This window comes from Xanthomonas sp. NCPPB 1067 (assembly GCF_020783795.1).
Taxonomy (GTDB): domain Bacteria; phylum Pseudomonadota; class Gammaproteobacteria; order Xanthomonadales; family Xanthomonadaceae; genus Xanthomonas; species Xanthomonas melonis.
The window spans coordinates 44,988-65,544 of sequence record NZ_JAJGQG010000017.1 but is presented as its reverse complement, the minus strand read 5'-3'; the positions used below and the strand labels follow the sequence as shown (position 1 = coordinate 65,544).

Below are 20,557 nucleotides of genomic sequence, written 5' to 3'. Positions count from 1 at the left end.
CGCACGACGCGTGCCGCGCGCTCGCTGCGCCGCCACCGGAAACACAGCGATGAATGCCTTACCGGACTGGCTCGAACTGCACCGCGGCGACGCGCCGCTGATCCTCAGTTTCCCGCATACCGGCACCCTGCTCCCCGACGAGGTCGCCGAGCGTTTCGTGTCGCCGTGGCTGGCACGCCGCGATGCGGATTGGTGGGTGCATCAGCTATACGACTTCGCCCAGGCGCTGGGCGCGACCACGGTGCGCACTGCGATCTCGCGCTCGGTCATCGACGTCAACCGCGACCCCAGCGGGGTATCGCTGTACCCGGGACAGAACACCACCGGCCTGTGTCCGCTGACCACCTTCGACAATCAGCCGCTGTATGCCGATGGCCTGGCACCGGACCGGACGCAGATCGAGCAGCGCCGCACGCGCTGGTTCGACCCGTATCACGCCGCGCTCGCCGACGAGATTGCGCGCCTGCGCCAGCACCACGCCAGGGTCGTGGTGTACGACGCGCACTCGATCCGTTCGGTCATCCCGCATCTGTTCGACGGCCAGCTGCCGCAGTTCAACATCGGCAGCAACGACGATCGCAGCTGCGACCCGGCGTTGGTCGACGCGGTCGAGCGGCTCTGCCGCGGCAGCGGCTACAGCACGGTGCGCAACGGGCGTTTCAAGGGCGGCTGGATCACCCGCCATTACGCACGCCCCGAGCATGGCGTGCACACCTTGCAGATGGAGCTGGCCTGCCGCGGCTATATGCGCGAGCCGGGCAGCGTCACCCCCGACAACTGGCCCACGCCATGGCAGCCGGCGCATGCCGCCGCGCTGCGCGCAACCTTGCAGCAGGTGCTGCTGGCCTGCCTGCACTTCGCCAATGTCTCTCCGCCCGGCACCGCGCCGCACGCGGCCACCCGTTGATTGCAAGGACCCCGGCATGACCCGTCACGATGCAACCCGCGTCATCCGCGCCGCCACCGGCACCGCGCTCACCGCCAGGAGCTGGCTGACCGAAGCGCCATTGCGCATGTTGATGAACAACCTGGACCCGGATGTGGCCGAGCGCCCGCAGGAACTGGTGGTCTATGGCGGCATCGGCCGCGCCGCGCGCGATTGGGAATCCTTCGATGCCATCGTGGCTGCGCTGACTCGGCTGGAAGACGACCAGACCCTGCTGGTGCAATCGGGCAAACCGGTCGGCGTGTTCCGCACCCATGCCGATGCACCGCGCGTACTGATCGCCAATTCCAACCTGGTGCCGCGCTGGGCCAGTTGGGACCACTTCAATGCACTGGATCAGAAGGGCCTGGCGATGTACGGCCAGATGACCGCCGGCAGCTGGATCTACATCGGTGCGCAAGGCATCGTGCAGGGCACCTACGAAACCTTCGTGGAAATGGGCCGGCAGCATTACGGCGGCGACCTGTCCGGACGCTGGCTGCTCACCGGTGGGCTGGGCGGCATGGGCGGTGCGCAGCCGCTGGCGGCGGTGATGGCCGGCGCATCCTGCCTGGCGGTGGAATGCCGACGTTCCAGCATCGACATGCGCCTGCGCACCGGCTATCTGGACACCTGGACCGATTCGCTGGACGAAGCGCTGCGGCTGATCGACGAGGCCTGCACCACCGATAAGCCACGGTCCGTCGGCCTGCTCGGCAATGTGGCCGACGTACTCGAGGAACTGCTCGCACGCGGCATCAGGCCGGACCTGCTCACCGACCAGACGTCCGCGCACGATCCGGTCAACGGCTATCTGCCGCAGGGCTGGAGCGTGGAAGAATGGGACGACAAACGCGTGAGCGCGCCGAAGCAGGTGGAAGCCGCCGCACGCGGCTCGATGGCCAATCACATCCGCGCCATGCTGGCCTTCCATGCGCAGGGCGTGCCGACCGTGGATTACGGCAACAACCTGCGCCAGATGGCGCTGGAGGCCGGCGTCGACAATGCCTTCGATTTTCCCGGCTTCGTACCCGCCTACATCCGCCCGCTGTTCTGTCGCGGCATCGGCCCGTTCCGCTGGGTGGCGCTGTCCGGCGATCCCGAGGACATCGCCAGAACCGATGCCAAGGTCAAGGAACTCGTTCCGGACGATGCGCACCTGCATCGCTGGCTGGAGATGGCCGCCGACAGGATCGCCTACCAGGGCCTGCCCGCACGCATCTGCTGGGTCGGCCTGGGCGATCGCCACCGCCTGGGCCTGGCCTTCAACGCCATGGTGCGCAGCGGCGAGCTGAAGGCGCCGGTGGTGATCGGCCGCGATCACCTGGACAGCGGCAGCGTGGCCTCGCCCAACCGCGAGACCGAAGCCATGGCCGACGGCTCCGACGCGGTGTCCGACTGGCCCTTGCTCAATGCACTGCTCAACACCGCCAGCGGCGCCACCTGGGTGTCGCTGCATCATGGCGGCGGCGTCGGCATGGGTTTCTCGCAGCACGCCGGCATGGTGATCGTCTGCGATGGCAGCGACGCCGCAGACAGGCGCCTGGAACGCGTACTCTGGAACGACCCCGCCACCGGTGTGATGCGGCATGCCGATGCCGGCTATGCCATTGCAACCGACTGCGCGAAGGAGAAAGGGCTGGATTTGCCGGCCATCCTTGCCTGACACCGCAGCCTGACACCGCAGCCTGGCCGGCAACGCCGCACGGACGGCGGTGCTGCTGGCGATCATGGCCGCGTCCTAGTTGATGTACAAATGGCTCGAAATGCCGGCCAATACCCTACTGCGTCGCTTCGGCCTGCGGTGGCTGCGCCAACCCGCAACCGCGCTGGGCTTACATCCGCCGACCATTTCGGCAACGCCCGCTCCTGTGATCGAGCAGCCGCGCTGAGCCGGTCGTCCACCCGCGCCGTTGACGTCGCGGCGCGTTAATGCGCTTCTCGCAGAGTGCGGCGATAGCCCTCAAGACTGACCGTTGCGTGCCGACAATGTATGCAACGTTTCGAGGGATCTCCATGGGCATCCTGATCTACCTGGTGCCTGCATTCGCACTCTGGGCACTGATCGCCACCGCGATGGCGTTCGTGCGTGGCCGCCAACTGCGTACGGAATCCGGCCAGCTGGCCAGTACCCAGGAAAGTCTGGGCCGCTATCAGGCGGCGCTGTCGCAGTTGAAGGCCCGCGCGGCCGCCAGTGCACTGGAACTGGAATCCTTGCAGCGCAGCTATACCGTGCTCAAGCAATCGCTGGAGCAACAGGAGCAGAATGCCGCCGGACAGCAGCAGGACGACGCTGGCCAGGTGATCCCGATGGTGATGGTTCAGCGGCTGGATGTCGCCAACGAGATCGGCACGCTGTTCGCGCACGTGGCACGCGTGGCACGCAGCCTGCGGCGCTACAGCGCGTACAGCCGTGGCCACACCGCACCGGAGCCAAGCACCGCCCGCTACGATCTGCACTGGCTGGCGGACTGCCTGCATAGCTTCGATCAGATCGGGCATGCGCTGGGGCGTGGCAATGCCGCCGCCCTGATCACCGCCTGCCAGGATCTGCTGTCGATGTACGACCACTATCTGAAGGACGGCTCCGGCTACAACAGCCGCGACACGTTTCAGCGTCTGAGCAGCGACGTGCCGCTGGCCGAAGCCACCGACGCCATCCGTTCGATCATCGTCAAGGCCACCCTGGCGCAGGATGTGCGCGATGCGGTGCAGGAGGATGCGGTAGCGGTGCGGTGATTCGGGAGTCGGAAGTCGTAAAAGCGTTCGCGCCCGGGGCTGGCGCGGCGGCGCACTGCCGGGCCATCGTCGATAGCAAAAAAAACGCCGGCTTGCGCCGGCGTTCTCGTTCAACTGACGCGCTGCCGCGGCGTGCTCATGCCTCGTTTGGCGGCGGCAACGCGGCATCGGTGACGGCGACCTCTTCGACCGCGTCGTCGGCCTCGTCCAGCGAGGCATCCAGCCGTTCCACCGCCTGCAGCTTCTCGCCCTTGGACAACCGGATCAGAGTGACGCCCTGGGTATTGCGGCCCACACGCGAGATTTCCGAACCACGCGTGCGCACCAGGGTGCCGCCATCGGAGATCAGCAGCACCTCGTCGGTGGCGCCCAGCAGCACCGCGCGTACCAGCTTGCCGTTGCGCTCGGTGGTCTGGATACCGATCACGCCCTGGGTACCGCGGCCCTTGCGCGGATACTCGGCCAATGGAGTGCGCTTGCCGTAGCCGTTCTCGGTGGCGGTGAGGATGTAAGCCACATTGCCGTCGTCGGCGACCTCGATCACCGCCGCCTCGGCAGCATCGGCGGTCTCCACAACGTCCTCACCAGTCTCGTCATCGGCCTCGTCGTCGACACCGCCGGCACGCTCGGCCACGATCAGGCTGACCACTTCCTCGCCCTTGGTCAGCCGGATACCGCGCACGCCGGTGGCGGTACGGCCCATCGAACGCACGGTGGATTCGCCGAAGCGCACGGTCTTGCCGTTGGAAGCGAACAGCAGCACATCGCGGTCGCCGTCGGTCAGGGCCACGCCGACCAGCGCATCGCCCTCGTCCAGATTGATCGCGATCTTGCCGCGCGCCAGACGGAACGCGAATTCGCTCAACGGCGTCTTCTTGACGGTGCCGTTGCGGGTGGCGAAGAACACATAGCGGTTATCGGCATACTCGCGTACCGGCAACACCGCCTGCACGCGCTCGCCGGCTTCCAGCGGAATCCAGTTGATGATCGGGCGGCCACGCGCAGTGGAACCGGCTTCCGGCAACTGGTGCACCGGCAGCCAGAACACCTTGCCGCTGCTGGTGAAGGTGAGCAGCGTGTCGTGCGTGTTGACCAGCCACAGCTGGTCGATGAAATCCTCTTCCTTGGTCGCTGCAGCAGAACGACCGCGGCCACCACGGCGCTGGGCGCGATACGCGCTCACCGGCTGACGCTTGGCATATCCGGCATGCGAGAGCGTCACCACCACGTCTTCTGGCGCGATCAGATCCAGGATATCCAGGTCTTCTTCGCTGTGACGGATCTCGGTACGGCGTTCGTCGCCATATTCTTCACGAATATTGATCAGCTCGTCGCGGATCACCTGCAGCAGCACGTCCGGGTTTTCCAGGATGCGGATCAGGCCTTCGATGACGCCGAGCAACTGCTTGTACTCGTCGGTCAGCTTTTCCTGTTCCAGTCCGGTCAGGCGATGCAGACGCATTTCCAGGATCTGCCCAGCCTGCACTTCGCTGAGCTGGTAGAACCCTTTGATCAGGCCCACCCCCGGCGGCAGGTCCTCCGGCTTGGAGGCCTCGGCACCGGCGGCACCCAGCAGCGCGCCGACCAGGCCCGGCTGCCAGGTCTTGGCCAGCATGCGCTCGCGCGCTTCCTGCGGATTGGCCGAGGTCTTGATCAACTCGATCATTTCATCGATGTTGGCCAGTGCGACGGTCAGGCCTTCCAGCACGTGCGCACGTGCACGCGCCTTGCGCAATTCGAAAATGGTGCGGCGGGTGACCACCTCGCGGCGGTGGCGGATGAACGCCTCCAGCATCTGCTTGAGGTTCATCAACTGCGGGCGGCCGTCGATCAGCGCCACCATGTTGATGCCGAACACCGACTCCATCTGGGTCTGCTGGTAGAGGTTGTTGAGCACAACCTCGGCCGATTCGCCGCGCTTGATCTCGATGTAGATGCGCATGCCGTCCTTGTCGGACTCATCGCGCAGCTCGCTGATGCCCTCGAGCTTCTTTTCCTTGACCAGCTCGGCGATCTTCTCGATCAGCCGGGCCTTGTTGACCTGGTACGGGATCTCGGTGACGACGATCGCCTCGCGGCCGTTGTCGGCCACTTCCACGTCGGCCTTGGCGCGGATGCGCACGCGGCCACGGCCGGTGCGATAGCCGGCCGCGATGCCGGCGGTACCGTTGATGATGCCGGCAGTGGGGAAATCCGGGCCGGGGATGTATTCCATCAGGCCTTCGACGTCCAGCTCGGGCGTGTCGATCAGCGCGATGCAGGCATTGATCGCCTCGGTCAGGTTGTGCGGCGGGATATTGGTCGCCATACCTACCGCGATACCGGCCGAGCCATTGACCAGCAGGCTCGGGAACCGGGTCGGCATGACCGTCGGTTCCTGTTCCTTCTCGTCGTAGTTGGGCTGGAAATCGACGGTTTCCTTGTCGATGTCGGCCATCAGCTCGTGCGCCAGCCGCGACATGCGCGACTCGGTGTAACGCATCGCCGCGGCGGAGTCGCCGTCGACCGAACCGAAGTTGCCCTGGCCGTCCACCATCATGTAGCGCAGCGAGAACGGCTGCGCCATGCGCACCAGCGTGTCGTAGACCGACTGGTCGCCGTGCGGGTGGTACTTACCGATGACGTCGCCGACGATACGCGCCGACTTGAAGTAGGCCTTGTTGCTGTGCGCGCCCAGCTCGTGCATCGCGTACAACACGCGTCGGTGCACGGGTTTGAGGCCGTCACGGGCATCGGGAAGTGCGCGCCCCACGATCACGCTCATCGCGTAATCGAGATAGCTCTTGCGCATCTCGTCTTCCAGATTGACCTGGATGATTTCCTTGGCGGTTTCTGCCATTCGGGTTCCGTAAGTGAGGTGGCGGGCGAGCCGGAAAGCCGCGTCGGGGGCGCCCCTGCATCAGGCTGCCGACCCCACGCTCCCGCCGATCGATTCGAGCCCCGGATTGTACCACGAAGGAGCAGCCCGATACCGCAGCTTTAGCGGCCAGAAACAAGCACTTGCGCGAAATTGACGGCCAGTGCGGCGCACCGCCGCCGGGTAGGGCTCAGCCGCCGAAAGCGGCCTGCATCCGTGCCCGGTCCGGACGCTCGATCACACCGCGTTCGGTGACGATGGCATCGATGAGGTCCCCCGGGGTGACGTCGAACACCGGGTTCCAGGCGTGGATGCCGTCGGCGACCGTGCGCACACCGCCCACGCCGAACAGTTCGCCCGGATCGCGCTGCTCGATGTCGATCTGGTCGCCGTCGGCCGTGGCCATGTCCACCGTGGACGAGGGCGCAACCACCATGAACTTGACCCCGTGATGACGGGCGGCGATGGCCAGCTGGTAGGTGCCGATCTTGTTGGCGGTATCGCCATTGGCGCAGATGCGGTCGGCGCCGACGATCACCCATTGCACCAGCCCCGACTTCATCAGGTGCGAGGCAGCCGAGTCGGCGATCAGGGTGGCGTCGATACCATCCTGCTGCAGCTCCCACACGGTCAGGCGCGCGCCCTGCAACCATGGGCGGGTTTCGCCGGCGAAGACCTTGGCGATGCGCTGCTGCGCCATGCCGGCGCGGATCACGCCCAGCGCGGTACCGAAGCCGGCGGTGGCCAGCGAGCCGGTGTTGCAATGGGTCAGCACGCCGCTGCCCGGGGCGATCAGGCCGGCACCCAACGCGCCCATGTGGCGGTTGGCGGCCAGGTCCTCGTCGGCGATCGCCTGCGCCTCGCGCGCGATCACCTCGCGCCAGTCCCCGCCCGCCGCACCCAGCACCCGGCGCATACGCATCAGGGCCCAGGCGAGGTTCACGGCCGTGGGGCGTGCGGCGTTGAGCCGCAGCAGCGCCGGTTCGAGCTTCTGCAAGGCGGCGCTGCCATCATCGGCCTGCACCTCGCGCGCAGCCAGCACCACGCCCCACCCGGCGGCGATGCCGATGGCCGGCGCACCACGCACCGCCAGCGCATGGATGGCCTCGGCCACCGCATCGCTGCTTTCGCAACGCACGTGCTCCACCACGAAGGGCAGCTTGCGTTGATCGAGCAATTCCAGGGCATCGCCGGTCCACAGCAGCGGGCGGATGTGGTCGTAGCGGGCGTAATCGATATGGGCGCTGTCGTTCATGCGTCTATTGTAGGGCGCAGGGGCGATGCAGTCAGTGGGCCGTCAATGGGCAGCTCGCAGTGCGTGCGGCGATGCATCAAGCGCAAACGCCTGGTTCGTCGAGGATGTGGTGCCCTCACCGCCCGCGGGACACGCCGCAAGTACGTCCTTGCAGGCTCCCTGGCGGCATCCATGCCGCCAAGCGTCCCGCAATCGGCGAGACACCGCACCAGACGGTTGGCTGGTGGTTTTGTTGAAGAGCGAGGAGCGCGTCGCGGCTTGTCGATTGCTTGTTGAAAACCACGCACGCCGCCCGTCTCGACTGGTCCTTGCTCGCTCACCGTCGCGGGACCTTGAGCGGCATGGATGCCGCGCCAGAGCCTGCAGGGACAGATTCACGGCGTGTCCTGCGATGGTGGGCGGGCAAGGGCCCTGCAGCCAAACCGCAGAGCAACCGCCTCGCGGCGAAGACCCAGATCCTCCGTCCAGCAATAGACCGACGCCTGGTAGCGCAGCAGCCCTGCCAACCGCTCAGTCGACGATGAACTCGGCGCGGCAGCCGTCGTTCACCCACACCCCATCGCGGCTCCAGCCCCAGCTCTGGCCTTCAACGCACGGGTTTCTGGACATCTGACGGCCCAGGCGCACGCTGCGCTCCACCGATACGCCGCAGGTGCGGCGCGCGCTCTTCTTGGATTCGCAGGTGACCAGCCGCGGCATCGCCACGAAGCCGGAGCCGTCTTCGGCGCCCACTTCGAACTCTCCGTCGCAGCCGCGCGATACCCAGATCTCGTTGCGGCGCGTGCCCCAGGTACGGTTTTCCTTGCAGGGCCAGATCGAACGCTGGCGCAACAACCGTACCGGCGCACCACGCAGCACCACCGGGCAAACCACCTTGCCGCCGTTGGAATCGCAGCGCACCACCCGACGCATCACCGTGGCGGCAGGCGCGGCCGTGGCGAATTCGGCACGGCAGCCCTGCTCCACCCACACTCCGTCACGCTCCACACCCCATTCGCTGCCGCGGATGCAACTGGTCTCGGACAGCTGCCGGACCAGTTGCACGCCGTGCACCGTTTCCATCGCGCAATGCACGCGCGCCATGTCCCTGGACTCGCAGCGCACCACGTCCGAGCCGCGCTCGGCAGCGCGTGCGTCGGCGAATATCAGCAGCGGCAGGCACCACACACCGCAAAAGCCGATCAGCCACTTCATGCCGACAATCCTCACCCCGAAACGATCTACGTCGCGCCCCCGTGGACGTGAAGATGAGAGCATCATCGATGTGAAGATAGCAATACGACGCGCATGACAGCGGCGTGGCAGCGCGCCGGCAGGCACTGCGTTGGCCGCCTGATGCGCGCAGCGGATCGACCAATGCGCGCCTGCCCGCGCTGGCGCCACAACTCTCGCGGAATCGCCGCACCATCGCTTCGCGCCAGCGTGGCCGTGCCACGCATCACGCCATCGCCGGCATTGCCCAGCGGTTCGGACCGGACCGGGGCTCAGGCGCTGGCGAAGTCGAACGCCAGCACCGCGGCGATCTGCGTGGTCGCGCGCAGCGCCATCAACAGGCGGTCCACGCCCACCGCCACTCCGGCGCAGTCGGGCAGTTGCGACAACACCGCCAGCAGGTGTTCGTCCAGCGGCAACTGCGGCAGGCCGCGCGCGGCACGCACGGCGTTGTCGCGCTGGAAACGTGCACGCTGCTCCTGCGCATCGTTCAATTCGTGGTAGCCATTGGCCACCTCGACGCTGCCCAGATACAGCTCGAAACGCTCGGCCACCGGCGGGCTGTCGTGGCGGATCCGCGCCAGCGCGCACTGGCTGGCCGGCCAGTCGTGCACCACGGTCAAGGTATCGGCAGCAAAGCCGGGCTGCAGACAGTGGGTCATCAGCAGGTCCAGCCAATCGTCGCGGGTGAGCCCCTGCGGATCGATGGCAATGGCCTGCAAGGGCGCGCGCAGCGCCTCGATCGGGTCCAGCAACGGATCGATCCCCAGCCGCTGGGCGAACAGCTCGCGGTAGCTCAGCACCTGCACCGTCGCCTCGCGGTCGACCAGCGCCAGCGCACGCTGCACCAACGCAACGGTTTCCTGCGCCAGCAGGCGATCGTCCCAGCCCACCCGGTACCACTCCAGCATGCTGAACTCGGGATTGTGCCGCCCGCCGGCTTCGCCATTGCGGAACACGCGCCCCAGCTCGTAACAATCGCCGACGCCGGCAGCGAGCAGGCGCTTGAGCGGATACTCCGGCGAGGTGCGCAACCAGCGCACCGGCGCGCCGGCATCCACATGCCCGCTGAAGCGGGTACTGAAGCTTTCGATGTTCGGCTCGGTGTTGCCTGCCTGCGACAGCACCGGCGTTTCCACTTCCAGCACGCCGCGCTCGGCGAAGAAGTCGCGGATCGTGGCATTGAGTCGTGCACGCAGCCGCAAGGCCGCCAGATCGATCCGCGCCGGATTCACGGCTGTTGCCCGTGTTCGCCCAGGAACGCCAGCAGGCGCGCCTCGTCCCAGATCTCCACGCCCAGCGATTGCGCTTTCTCCAGCTTGGAGCCGGCTTCCTCGCCGGCCACCAGGAAGGCGGTCTTCTTCGACACGCTGCCGGCGACCTTGGCGCCCAAGGCTTCGAGGCGTTGCTTGGCGGCATCGCGCGTCAAAGCAGCCAAGGTGCCGGTGATCACCACGGTCTGGCCGTCCAGTGGGCCGGCCTGCACCGCTGCGGCGTCCCGCAGCCGTGCCAGCACGGTATCCATCGCCTGCTGCGCGGCACTCGCCAGGGCAGCATTTTCCGCACGATCCAGCCACTGCAGCAGCGCGGCCACCACCGGCGCAGGCACGCCCGCCTGCTGCAAGGCATCGGCACCTGCCGTGCGCAAGGCATCCAACGATGGCACCGCGGCTGCGAGTTGCTGCGCGCGCACCGGCGTGACCTTGGGAATATCCATGTCTTCCAGCACGCTGGCCAGGCTCAGCGCCTCGCGCAGCTTGGGCGACGGCGGATGCGCATCGCCGATGCGCACGCCACGCTGCAGCAGATCGTCGATGGCTTTCTGATTACCGGGCTGATCGAAGAAATGCCCGAGCGAACGCGCCACCTCGCCACCGATATCGGGCACGCGCTTGAACAGCGGCCACGGCAGATGGCGGATCAGTTCCAGATCGCCGAACCAGGCCGACAAGGCTTTTGCAGTGCTCTCGCCTACGTGCTCGATCCCCAGCGCGAACAGGAACCGCTCCAGCGTGGTGTCGCGCGATGTCTCGATCGCCTCGATCAGGTTCTCGGCCCACTTGGTGGCGATCTTGCGGCGATTCCAGTCGAAGGCCGGCAGCCCGGCGCGCAGCAGATCGGCCTGCCAGGTCTGCGGCGCCTCGCGTTCGCCGGCAAGATCCACGCCGATACCGGCCAGGGTGGTCTCCAGCTGCGCGTACCCGCCACTGGCCAGATGCTCGCGCGCCTCGCGCAGGAAGGCATGCGGGCTGTCGGCGCTGCTGATCAGGCGCAACTGCAGCAAACGGTCCAGATCGAGCAGATACAGATCGGCCACGCCCTGCATCAGGCCGCTGTCCACCAGGACCTCGATGAACTTCTCGCCCAGGCCGTCCACATCCATCGCGCGGCGCGAAACGAAATGCCGGAACGCCTCCTTGCGCTGCGCCGGGCAGGTCAGCTCGCCGGAGCAGCGCCACACCGCCTGGCCTTCTTCGCGCACGATCTCCGAACCGCACACCGGGCACCGGGTAGGCATGCGCCATTCCTGCGTGCCTGACGGGCGCTGATCGGCAACCACGCCGGCCACTTCGGGAATCACATCGCCGGCGCGCCGCACGATCACCGTGTCACCCACGCGCACGTCCAGCCGCGCGATCTGATCGGCGTTGTGCAAGGTCGCATTGGTGACGATCACCCCGGCCACATGCACCGGTTTCAGCCGCGCCACCGGCGTCGCCGCACCGGTACGGCCGATCTGGATCTCGATCGCCTCCACCGTGGTGGACTGCTCCTGCGCGGGGAACTTGTGCGCGATCGCCCAGCGCGGCGCGCGAGAGACGAAGCCCATCTCGCGCTGGCCGGCCAGATCGTCGAGCTTGTAGACCACCCCGTCGATATCGAAGGCCAGCGCGTCGCGCGCGGCGCCGATGCGCTGGTAGTACGCCAGCAAACCGTCGCAGCCCTGCACCACCTCGACCAGCGCGCTGACCGGGAATCCCCAGGTGCGCAACTGCGCCAGGATGGCCGAATGGGTCTGCGGCAACGCCCCGTCGCGCACCTCGCCCACACCATAGGCGAAGAAGCTCAGTGGACGCTGCGCAGTGATGCGCGCATCCAGCTGTCGCAACGAACCGGCCGCGCCGTTACGCGGATTGGCCAGCACCTTGCCGCCGTGGGCACGCATCTGCGCGTTGTAGGCCTCGAAAGCGGCGCGCGGCATGTAGACCTCGCCGCGGACTTCCAGCACCTTCGGCCAGCCCTGCCCGCGCAGGCGCAGCGGAATCGCCTTGACCGTACGCAGGTTGGCGCTGACATCCTCGCCGGTGGCGCCATCGCCACGCGTGGCGCCCTGCACGAATTCGCCGTCTTCGTAGCGCAGACTGATCGCCAGCCCATCGAGCTTGGGCTCGGCACAGAACAGTGGCTGCGTGAGCTCCAGCCGTTCGCTGATGCGGCGCACGAACTCGCTCACTTCCTCGTCGCTGAAGGCATTGCCCAACGACAACATCGGCAGGGCATGGCGCACTTCCGCGAAGCGCGAGGCCGCCAGGTAGCCCACGCGCCGGGTCGGCGAATCGGCGCTGGCCAACGCCGGATGCTCCGCTTCCAGCACCTCCAGCTCGCGCATCAGCCGGTCGTAGTCCACATCGGCCATCTGCGGCTCGTCGAGCACGTGATAGCGGTAGTTCGCATCTTCGATGCGGCGACGCAGGGCATCGATGCGCTGAGCGGGGTCCAGGCTGGCGGTCATACGGGGGCGGCAACGGCATGGGCGGCCGCATAGTCTAACGACGGCGGCCAGCCGTGGCCGTGGTGGTTGCGCGCGCGCCCATCCGCGCGCCCCATCGGCCGTCCGATCGCCCCAACGCGGCATTTCCCGATAGGCAGACCGGCACAAACCCGCTAGCGTGGCGCCCTGTTTGCCGCGCCCTGCCCTGGAGTTCATCGTGTCGCTGCCCGTTTCGCGCCGTTCGTTTCTTGGTCTTGCCAGCTCCGGGCTGGCGGTCTCCGCACTTGGGTTGAGCCCGCCTGCCGGGGCAGCCCGCAAGCGCACCGCCGCTCCGACCACTCCCGGCGTGGCGCCTGCAGCCGGCACGGTGTACCTCAACTACAACGAACATCCGCTCGGCCCATCGCCCGCTGCGCTGGAGGCGGCGACGCGTTCGCTGGCGCGTGCCGGCCGCTACCAGTTCGAGATGGAACAGGACCTGCGCAATCTGATGGCCGGCGAGCTGCAGTTGCCGAACGACCATATCGCGTTCTTTCCCGGTTCGAGCGACCCGCTCAATCGCAGCGGCGCACTGTTCACCTCGCCACGCGCGGGACTGGTGATCGCAGACCCGACCTTCGAAGCGCTCGCCGATGTCGCGCTCGCGCACGGCGCGCCGGTGCGCCGCGTCCCCTTGCGCGCCGACGGCGCCCACGACGTCAAGGCAATGGCCAAGGCCGATCCGAACGCAGGGCTGATCTACGTCTGCAATCCCAACAATCCCACCGGCTCGATCACGCCACGTGCGGACATCGAATGGTTGCTGGCCAACAAGCCGGCCAGCGCGGTGCTGGTGGTCGACGAGGCCTACATCCAGTACAGCAACGAAACCTCGGTGGTGGAGCTGGTACGCCAGCGCCAGGACCTGATCGTGCTGCGCACGTTTTCCAAGCTGTACGGCATGGCCGGGTTGCGCCTGGGCGCGGCCATCGCCCCGCCGGGCCTGCTGACCAAGCTCGCCACGCTCGGCGGCAACCCGCTGCCGGTGCCGGCGATGGCCGCCGGCATCGCCAGCCTGCGCGACCCGCAGCTGGTACCGGCACGGCGTGCCGACAACGCACGCGTACGCGAGGACACCATCGCCTGGCTCAAGAGCAAGGGCTACGCCTGCCTGCCATCGCAGGCCAATTGCTTCATGGTGGACGTCAAGCGTGATGCCAAGGTGTTCGCCGATTCGATGCAGAAGCAAGGCGTCATCGTCGGCCGTAGCTGGCCGATCTGGCCCAAGCGCGTGCGCGTGACCGTGGGCACCGAGGCGGAGATGCTGCGCTTCCGTGAAGCGTTCGCCAAGGCCAAGCGCTGATCGCTCAGTGAAGCGAAGCACTTATCCCTTCTCCCCTCGGGAGAAGGTGCCCCGCAAGGGGCGGATGAGGGGGCGCCTAGGGAATCTGCCAGCGTCTGTCATGGCGAACGCGTCGCCACGCGCCGTCAGAATTGAATCACCGACTGCTCCGCTGCCACGCCCCGCACCCCTGCTCCGCACCCCGGCCCGCGCTTGCGGCGCGGGCGCTCCAAGGCCCGCGCGCCTACGGCGCGGGAGCCGTGCCTTCTCGCCCCGCAGGGAGAGGGGCTTTAGCGCGCAGCGTGCGCCGGATCCACAGATAACTGATGACGAAAGTCAGTGCCATCGAGCCGGCATTCCACAGCAGCAGTTCGTGCAGCATCGGCGGGCCCTGCAGGATGTGCAGATAGTAGCGGCGATCCAGCAGCGCGATGGCGTGCGGCATGAATACGCTGATGAAAGGCGTGGGCACCGGCGCGACCAGCAAGGTGATCGCGGCAGCAAAGCCCACGACCACCCAGGGCGAATGTCGCGGGCGCTTGCGCAGACGCGTGGCGATCCTGGTAAAGATCCACAACAACGGCATCGCCAGGATCGCCCATAGCACCAGCAGCAACGCCACCGCCAGCACGCCCTGCAGACTCAACATGGGCTCAACTCACCAGCGCGGCGACTTGGTCAGCGGCGGCGCCTGGTGCTGGCGGTCGTAGGCGCGCAATTCGTCGCGGATATGCGCGACGCGCTGGCGGCCCAGGGCGTTGCGGCTGTCGTCCAGGACCACGCCATCGAGCAACTCGGCCATCCGCTGCACGGTCGGCAGCATCTTTTCCCAGGCGTCGAGCGCCGTCATCGGCGCCGGCAAGGTGAGGAAGAACGCGATCGCCGGCGTCTGCATCTCGCGGATGTTGGCCATGTCGAAGCTGCCGGGCTTGAGAATGCTGGCCATGCTGAAGATCGGCCCGCGCTCGGGGTGACCTTCCACCAGGCGGTGAAACACATTCATATGGCCGAATACCAGCCCGGTCTTCTCGGCGGCCACCACCACGTCTTCGCCACGCAGGATCTGCCCGGCCTTGGCCGCAACGAACAGCGAGACGATCTTGTCGAAATCCTGATTCGGGCGCTTGCCGACCTCGTTACCGCCGGCCGCGTCCTGCGCATCCAGATCGAGTTCGCTCTGCTCGACATCGCCTTGGGCACGCTCGGGGGCTGCATCGGAGCGGTCGGCATCGCCGGACATCACCGGCTCGCGCCGCTCGCGCGGCTGTCCCTCGTCCTTGTCGACCCGACGCCCCTGTGGCGACTTCTTCGGGCGGCCGAACAGGAAGATGGCCGCGACCAGCAGCAGCCCGGCGATCAGGATTCCGATCCGGATCATGGCCATGTCGGACATTCAGCGTGCCTCCGCAGTAAAGTGACAGGTGTCGTCATTCCGACAAGCATGGCACGTCATGCCGCACCCGCCAAACGGGCGGCCTCTTCCAGGTCCACGCTGACCAGGCGGCTGACGCCCGGCTCGCGCATGGTGACGCCGGACAACTGCCGCGCCGCTTCCATGGTGGCCTTGTTGTGGCTGACGAACAGGAACTGCACCTTCTCGCTCATCTCGCGCACCATGTTGGCCAGACGGCCGACATTGGCTTCGTCCAGCGGCGCATCCACTTCGTCCAACAGGCAGAACGGCGCGGGATTGAGCTGGAAGATCGCAAACACCAGCGCCACCGCGGTCATCGCCTTCTCGCCACCGGACAGCAGCGAAATGCTGGACACGCGCTTGCCGGGCGGGCGCGCCATGATGGTCACCCCGGTATCGAGCAGGTCTTCGCCGGTGAGCTCCAGATACGCATGCCCGCCGCCGAACAGGCGCGGATACAGCGCCTGCACGCCGGAGTTGACGCGGTCGAAGGTGTCCTTGAAGCGGCCGCGGGTTTCGCGGTCGATCTTGCGGATGGCTTCCTCCAGCGTCTCCAGCGCGGTCATCAGATCCACGTTCTGCGCGTCCAGGTACTCGGACCGTTGCGCGGCCTCGCCGTACTCCTGGATCGCCGCCAGATTCACCGGTTCCAGGCGCCGCATGCGCCCGTCGATCTGGCCCACCGCCGCTTCCCACTCGGCGGCATTGGCCGCCTCGGGCAGGCCATTGACCACGTCCTCGAGCACGAACCCCGCCTTCACCACCGCAGCCGACAGCTGTTCGGCGTTGAGCACCAGCGCTTGCTGATCGAGCTTGCGCTGGTTGATGCGTTCGCGCTGCGCCAGCGCCTGTTCGTCGCGTTGCTGGCGGGTCTGCTCGAAGCTGCGCAGCTCGCCGTCGATGCTGTCCAGCAGGGTGCGCGTTTCGCCGAGCACGCGCTCGGTGCGCACGCGCTCGCTCAAGGCGGCCTGGTGTTCGTGCTCCAGCGTCTCGACCGGCGAATCGCCTTCGCTGAGCTGTGACAGCAGGTCTTCCAGGCGCGTATCGAGCTGACCACGCTGGCTGTCCATGCGCTCCAGGGTCTGACTGAGCGAGGCGATCTGGGTGCGCTGGGATTCCAGCGTGAGCGCCAGCGCATGCATCGCATCGCGCACCCCGCGCGCGGCATCGCGTGCCTGATCGCGCGCGTCGGTGAGCTGGCGGCGCTCGTTCTCCAGCGACTGCCGGGTGCCCTGCAGATCGCCCATCAGGGTGACCGCGTCCTCGAGCTTGGTGCGCGCTTCGCGCGCCTGCTCACGACTGGCATCCAGGGTTTCCAGCAACTGCGACAACTCGGTTTCGATCCGCTCGATGCGCGTGCGCGCCGCATCCACCTTGCCCTGCTGGCTCTGCAGTTGGCCGGCCAGCTCGGACACGCTGCGATGGGCCATGTACAGCTGCCGCTGCGCATCTTCGCGCTGCTGCTCGGCCGCCAGCGACTGCTCGCGGAAGCCGGCAAGCCGGTGTTCGAGATCGGCCTCGCGCTCCTGCAGGGTTTCGATCTGGGTGCGTAGCTCCTGTATCTCGCGCTCGCGCAGCAGCGCGCCTTGCTTGGCCGCGCCCGAGCGCGACACGCGCACCCAGCCTTCGCCCAGGCGTTCGCCACTGCGGGTGATCACCGAATCGCCTTCGGGCAGGCTGCGTTGCAGCGTGCGTGCCGCCTCCAGATCCTCGGCCGTGTGCAGGCGCGCCAGCAGGCGGCGAATCGCGATCGGCCCCTGTACTTTGGCGGCCAGCGAGGTCGGCGCGAAGTTCGCAGTGTCGGTGACGCCGGAAACCAGGGCGATGCGGCCTTCGCCCAGCTCGCCCAAGGCATCGACCAGCTGTTCGGGCGCATCCACCAGCACGCCTTCGATCAACTGCCCCAGCGCGCTTTCCACGGTGTTTTCCCAGCCGCTTTCGACCGTGAGGCGCTCGCCCACGCGCGCGGCCGAATCCAGTCCGCGCGCCTTCAACCATGCCACGGCCGCGCCCTGCTCCTGACCGAGCGCGGCCTGCTGCAGGGTTTCCAGCGACGACAGGCGGCCACGCGCAGCCTGCGCCTGCTTACGCACTTCGGCCAACTCGCCCTGGCTGGCACGTTGCTGTTCCTGCAAGGCGGACAGGGTCTGCTTGCGGGCCTCCACCTGCTCGGTCAGCCCGTCCAGCGAAGCCTTCTGGGTTTCGTGGCGCAGCTCGATCTGCTCGAACGCCTCGGCCAGCGCATCAAGATCCAGCCCGGCGCGTTCATTGACCAGCGCTTCGCGGCGGCGCTCGGCTTCCAGCGACTGGCGGTCCAGGTAATCCACGCGCGTGCGCTCCACCTCGCCGGCACGCGAGGCTTCCCCGGTGTCGCGATTGTGGGTCTCCCAGCGTTGCTGCCAGTCGGCCAGCCGCGCTTCGGCCTCGCGCAGCGCTTCCTGGCGGAACTCGTGGTCTTCGCGCAGCTGCTCCAGCTGCGGCTCGGCATCGGCCACCGCTTCGCGCAGCACGCTCAGCTTCGCCGAGTCCCCGCTGATGTGCTGGGACAGCTCCTGCAGCTGGCTCTGCGCCTCATCGCGCGCCTTGTGCAGGCGATGGGAGAGCTCGCGCTGGTGCTGGATCTGTTGCTCGATCCGCGCCAGCGCGCTACCCACCTGGTAGACATCGGCCTGCGCCTTGGCCACCGCTTCGGCGGCCTCCTCGCGGCGCACGCGCCCGGTTTCGATGCGCGCCTCGGCATCGCGCTGATCTGCGATCAGCTGCTGCAAACGCGTCTCTTCCTGGTTCAGTTTCTCGCGCAGGCCCTGCAACTGCCCGTCCAGAGCGCGGTACTCCAGCGCTTTCCACTCGGCGTCCTTGATCCGGCGCTCTTCCTGCAACGCCTGGTACTGCTCGGCCTGGCGTGCCTGGCGCTGCAGGTGCGCCAGCTGCTTGGTGATCTCCTCGCGCAGGTCACCCAGGCGGTCGAGGTTCTCGCGGGTGTGGCGGATGCGGGTCTCGGTTTCCTTGCGGCGTTCCTTGTACTTGGAAATGCCGGCGGCTTCTTCCAGGTACACGCGCAGATCTTCCGGGCGGGCCTCGATGATCTGGCTGATCATGCCCTGCTCGATGATCGAATAGCTGCGCGGCCCCAGGCCAGTGCCCAGGAACAGATCGGTGATGTCGCGCCGCCGGCACTTGGTGCCGTTGAGGTAGTACGCGCTGTTGCCATCGCGGCTGACCAGGCGCTTGACCGAGATCTCGTTGAACGAAGCGAACTCGCCGGAAATGGTGTGGTCGGAGTTGTCGAAGATCAGCTCCACCGTCGCCTGCGACACCGGCTTGCGCGCCGAGGAACCGGAGAAGATCACGTCGGTCAGCGAGTCGCCGCGCAGGCGGCTGGCCGAACTCTCGCCCATCACCCAGCGCACCGCGTCGATGATGTTGGATTTGCCGCAGCCATTGGGGCCGACGATGCCGGTCATGTTGGTGGGCAGGTGCAAGGTCGTCGGATCGACGAACGACTTGAAACCGGACAGCTTGATCGTGGACAGGCGCATGGACGGGCGGGTTCCGGGCACCGCGCGGACCAGCCGGCAGGCGCTTTCCTGTGAAGCCGACGCCAAGCCCTTGATCGACAAGATCTACGGGCCACGCAACCGGCGATGGGGCATGAGTATAACGGGCGCGGTCGCTACGCTGCGGCCGGCCGTAAAACACGAAGGGCGCCTAACCAGGCGCCCTTCGGGTACTGCGTGCGGCGGTGATCAGACGTCGGATTCGACGATGACCTTGACCGAGGTTTCCACATCGGCGTGCAGGTGCAGCACAACGTCGTACTCGCCGACATTGCGGAATGCGCCTTCGCCCAGGATCACTTCGCTCTTTTCCAGCGGCAGGCCGGCGGCGGTGAAGGCCTCGGCGATATCGCGCGGGCCGACCGAGCCGTACAGCTTGCCTTCGGTCGAGGCATGCGCCGCGATGGTGACGCTGGCGCCTTCGAACTTGGCGGCACGGCCCTGTGCGTCGGCCAGAATGGTGTTGGCCTTGGCTTCGTACTCGGCGCGCTTGGCTTCGAACGCTTCGACGTTGGCAGCGGTGGCCGGCACGGCCTTGCCCTGCGGCACGAGGAAGTTGCGGCCGTAGCCCGGCTTGACGCTGACCTTGTCGCCCAGATTGCCCAGGTTGGTCACTTTCTGCAGAAGAATCAGATCCATGGTGGTACTCCGTTATTCGTTAGCGCCAGCACGATGGCGGGCGCAACGGGTGCTGTCCGAAAAGACGGGATTCGGGATTCGGGATTTGGGAATCGCAAGAGCGCGATCGACACCGCATCCCGAACCACCAGACGCCTATCAATTGATAACCCGCACATGGATGTGCGGGCTTTTGTGAGGGACTCACATATTACCGTGCGGGCTTTTGTGAGGGACTCGGATTAAACGTCGTGGTTGTCCGTGTACGGGATCAGCGCCAGGAAACGTGCGCGCTTGACGGCCGTAGCCAGCTGGCGCTGGTACTTGGACTTGGTACCGGTCACGCGGCTCGGCACGATCTTGCCGTTCTCGGTGAGGTACTGACGCAGGGTGTTGAGATCCTTGTAATCGATCTCCTTGACGCCCTCGGCGGTGAACTTGCAGAACTTGCGACGACGGAAGAACTTGGACATGACAGCGCTCCTTAAGCGGCTTCGGCGTTGTCGCCGTCGGTATCGTTGGCGGCGGGGGTTTCGCCCTCTTCGTCGTCACGACGACGACGGTCGCTACGCTCGGGCCGGTCGCCCTTCTCGTCCTTGCTCTTCATGATCAGCGACTGCTCGGTGTCGGCGCCATCGCGCTTGACGACCAGGTGACGCAGCACCGCGTCGTTGAAGCGGAAGCTTTCCACCAGCTCGCTCAGCACGGCCTGGTCCACTTCGATGTTGAGCAGCACGTAGTGCGCCTTCACCAGGTTCTGGATCGGGTAGGCCAGCTGACGGCGGCCCCAGTCTTCCAGACGGTGGATGGTGCCGTTACCGCCTTCGATCAGCGACTTGTAGCGCTCGATCATGGCCGGGACCTGCTCGCTCTGGTCCGGATGGACCAGGAACACGACTTCGTAATGACGACTCATGTTTGTTTTACCTTTCGGATGTGGCCACGTG

The 20,557-nt window shown here is 66.8% G+C and carries 15 protein-coding genes; 4 read left to right on the top strand and 11 right to left on the bottom strand.

Going from position 1 to position 20,557, the window contains the following annotated elements:
* Positions 1-49 precede the first annotated feature (49 nt).
* From hutG to LL962_RS13635, 3 genes are all read left to right on the top strand, one after another.
* Positions 50-907 carry an N-formylglutamate deformylase gene (gene hutG, locus LL962_RS13645; protein ID WP_228317296.1) on the top strand — a complete coding sequence of 286 codons (858 nt, stop codon included), beginning with the start codon at positions 50-52 and terminating at the stop codon, positions 905-907.
* Positions 908-923: 16 nt separating this feature from the next.
* On the top strand, positions 924-2,591 hold the full coding sequence (hutU, locus tag LL962_RS13640) for a urocanate hydratase (protein ID WP_228317295.1): 1,668 nt from the start codon (positions 924-926) through the stop codon (positions 2,589-2,591).
* Positions 2,592-2,941: 350 nt separating this feature from the next.
* Entirely contained in the window at positions 2,942-3,664 is a 723-nt protein-coding gene (locus LL962_RS13635) for a hypothetical protein (protein ID WP_104587870.1), read from the top strand.
* 136 nt (positions 3,665-3,800) lie between these two features.
* Here LL962_RS13635 and gyrA read toward each other — a convergent pair whose 3' ends face one another.
* From gyrA to ligA, 5 genes are all read right to left on the bottom strand, one after another.
* Positions 3,801-6,503: a DNA gyrase subunit A gene (gyrA, locus tag LL962_RS13630; RefSeq protein WP_228317294.1), complete on the bottom strand. Its 2,703-nt coding sequence runs from the start codon at positions 6,501-6,503 to the stop codon at positions 3,801-3,803.
* Between the two features lie 208 nt (positions 6,504-6,711).
* A complete protein-coding gene (gene mtnA / locus LL962_RS13625) occupies positions 6,712-7,776 on the bottom strand; it encodes an S-methyl-5-thioribose-1-phosphate isomerase (RefSeq protein WP_228317293.1) in 1,065 nt (354 codons plus the stop codon).
* Between the two features lie 510 nt (positions 7,777-8,286).
* Positions 8,287-8,970 carry a DUF3011 domain-containing protein gene (locus LL962_RS13620; RefSeq protein ID WP_104587875.1) on the bottom strand — a complete coding sequence of 228 codons (684 nt, stop codon included), beginning with the start codon at positions 8,968-8,970 and terminating at the stop codon, positions 8,287-8,289.
* 290 nt (positions 8,971-9,260) lie between these two features.
* Positions 9,261-10,223 carry an EF-P lysine aminoacylase EpmA gene (gene epmA, locus LL962_RS13615; RefSeq protein ID WP_228317292.1) on the bottom strand — a complete coding sequence of 321 codons (963 nt, stop codon included), beginning with the start codon at positions 10,221-10,223 and terminating at the stop codon, positions 9,261-9,263.
* A complete protein-coding gene (ligA, locus tag LL962_RS13610; RefSeq protein ID WP_228317291.1) occupies positions 10,220-12,721 on the bottom strand; it encodes an NAD-dependent DNA ligase LigA in 2,502 nt (833 codons plus the stop codon). The genes epmA and ligA overlap by 4 nt, the downstream gene beginning before the upstream one ends.
* Positions 12,722-12,917: 196 nt before the next feature.
* Between ligA and LL962_RS13605 the strand changes: the two genes are divergently transcribed.
* Positions 12,918-14,042: a pyridoxal phosphate-dependent aminotransferase gene (locus LL962_RS13605; RefSeq protein WP_104587973.1), complete on the top strand. Its 1,125-nt coding sequence runs from the start codon at positions 12,918-12,920 to the stop codon at positions 14,040-14,042.
* A gap of 223 nt (positions 14,043-14,265) precedes the next feature.
* Here the strand turns inward: LL962_RS13605 and LL962_RS13600 are convergent, their stop codons facing one another.
* From LL962_RS13600 to rpsF, 6 genes are all read right to left on the bottom strand, one after another.
* Positions 14,266-14,670 (bottom strand): hypothetical protein, encoded by a 405-nt coding sequence (locus LL962_RS13600; RefSeq protein WP_228317290.1) that lies wholly within the window; start codon positions 14,668-14,670, stop codon positions 14,266-14,268.
* A gap of 9 nt (positions 14,671-14,679) precedes the next feature.
* Entirely contained in the window at positions 14,680-15,414 is a 735-nt protein-coding gene (zipA, locus tag LL962_RS13595; protein WP_104587879.1) for a cell division protein ZipA, read from the bottom strand.
* A 56-nt stretch (positions 15,415-15,470) separates the two neighbouring features.
* Positions 15,471-18,974 carry a chromosome segregation protein SMC gene (gene smc / locus LL962_RS13590; RefSeq protein ID WP_228317289.1) on the bottom strand — a complete coding sequence of 1,168 codons (3,504 nt, stop codon included), beginning with the start codon at positions 18,972-18,974 and terminating at the stop codon, positions 15,471-15,473.
* A gap of 207 nt (positions 18,975-19,181) precedes the next feature.
* Positions 19,182-19,631: a 50S ribosomal protein L9 gene (gene rplI / locus LL962_RS13585; RefSeq protein ID WP_104587880.1), complete on the bottom strand. Its 450-nt coding sequence runs from the start codon at positions 19,629-19,631 to the stop codon at positions 19,182-19,184.
* A 221-nt stretch (positions 19,632-19,852) separates the two neighbouring features.
* The gene (rpsR, locus tag LL962_RS13580; protein WP_002804494.1) at positions 19,853-20,083 is read right to left on the bottom strand and encodes a 30S ribosomal protein S18; all 231 of its coding nucleotides are present in this window, start codon (positions 20,081-20,083) and stop codon (positions 19,853-19,855) included.
* An 11-nt stretch (positions 20,084-20,094) separates the two neighbouring features.
* A complete protein-coding gene (gene rpsF, locus LL962_RS13575) occupies positions 20,095-20,526 on the bottom strand; it encodes a 30S ribosomal protein S6 (protein WP_104587881.1) in 432 nt (143 codons plus the stop codon).
* Positions 20,527-20,557 lie beyond the last annotated feature (31 nt).

Coding starts and splice junctions, on each gene's coding strand:
- rpsR (WP_002804494.1), bottom strand. CDS start 20,083: ATGTCCAAGTTCTTCCGTCGTCGCAAGTTCTGCAAGTTCACCGCCGAG.
- LL962_RS13620 (WP_104587875.1), bottom strand. CDS start 8,970: ATGAAGTGGCTGATCGGCTTTTGCGGTGTGTGGTGCCTGCCGCTGCTG.
- mtnA (WP_228317293.1), bottom strand. CDS start 7,776: ATGAACGACAGCGCCCATATCGATTACGCCCGCTACGACCACATCCGC.
- LL962_RS13600 (WP_228317290.1), bottom strand. CDS start 14,670: ATGTTGAGTCTGCAGGGCGTGCTGGCGGTGGCGTTGCTGCTGGTGCTA.
- rplI (WP_104587880.1), bottom strand. CDS start 19,631: ATGGATCTGATTCTTCTGCAGAAAGTGACCAACCTGGGCAATCTGGGC.
- LL962_RS13635 (WP_104587870.1), top strand. CDS start 2,942: ATGGGCATCCTGATCTACCTGGTGCCTGCATTCGCACTCTGGGCACTG.
- hutG (WP_228317296.1), top strand. CDS start 50: ATGAATGCCTTACCGGACTGGCTCGAACTGCACCGCGGCGACGCGCCG.
- gyrA (WP_228317294.1), bottom strand. CDS start 6,503: ATGGCAGAAACCGCCAAGGAAATCATCCAGGTCAATCTGGAAGACGAG.
- rpsF (WP_104587881.1), bottom strand. CDS start 20,526: ATGAGTCGTCATTACGAAGTCGTGTTCCTGGTCCATCCGGACCAGAGC.
- zipA (WP_104587879.1), bottom strand. CDS start 15,414: ATGTCCGACATGGCCATGATCCGGATCGGAATCCTGATCGCCGGGCTG.
- hutU (WP_228317295.1), top strand. CDS start 924: ATGACCCGTCACGATGCAACCCGCGTCATCCGCGCCGCCACCGGCACC.
- smc (WP_228317289.1), bottom strand. CDS start 18,974: ATGCGCCTGTCCACGATCAAGCTGTCCGGTTTCAAGTCGTTCGTCGAT.
- ligA (WP_228317291.1), bottom strand. CDS start 12,721: ATGACCGCCAGCCTGGACCCCGCTCAGCGCATCGATGCCCTGCGTCGC.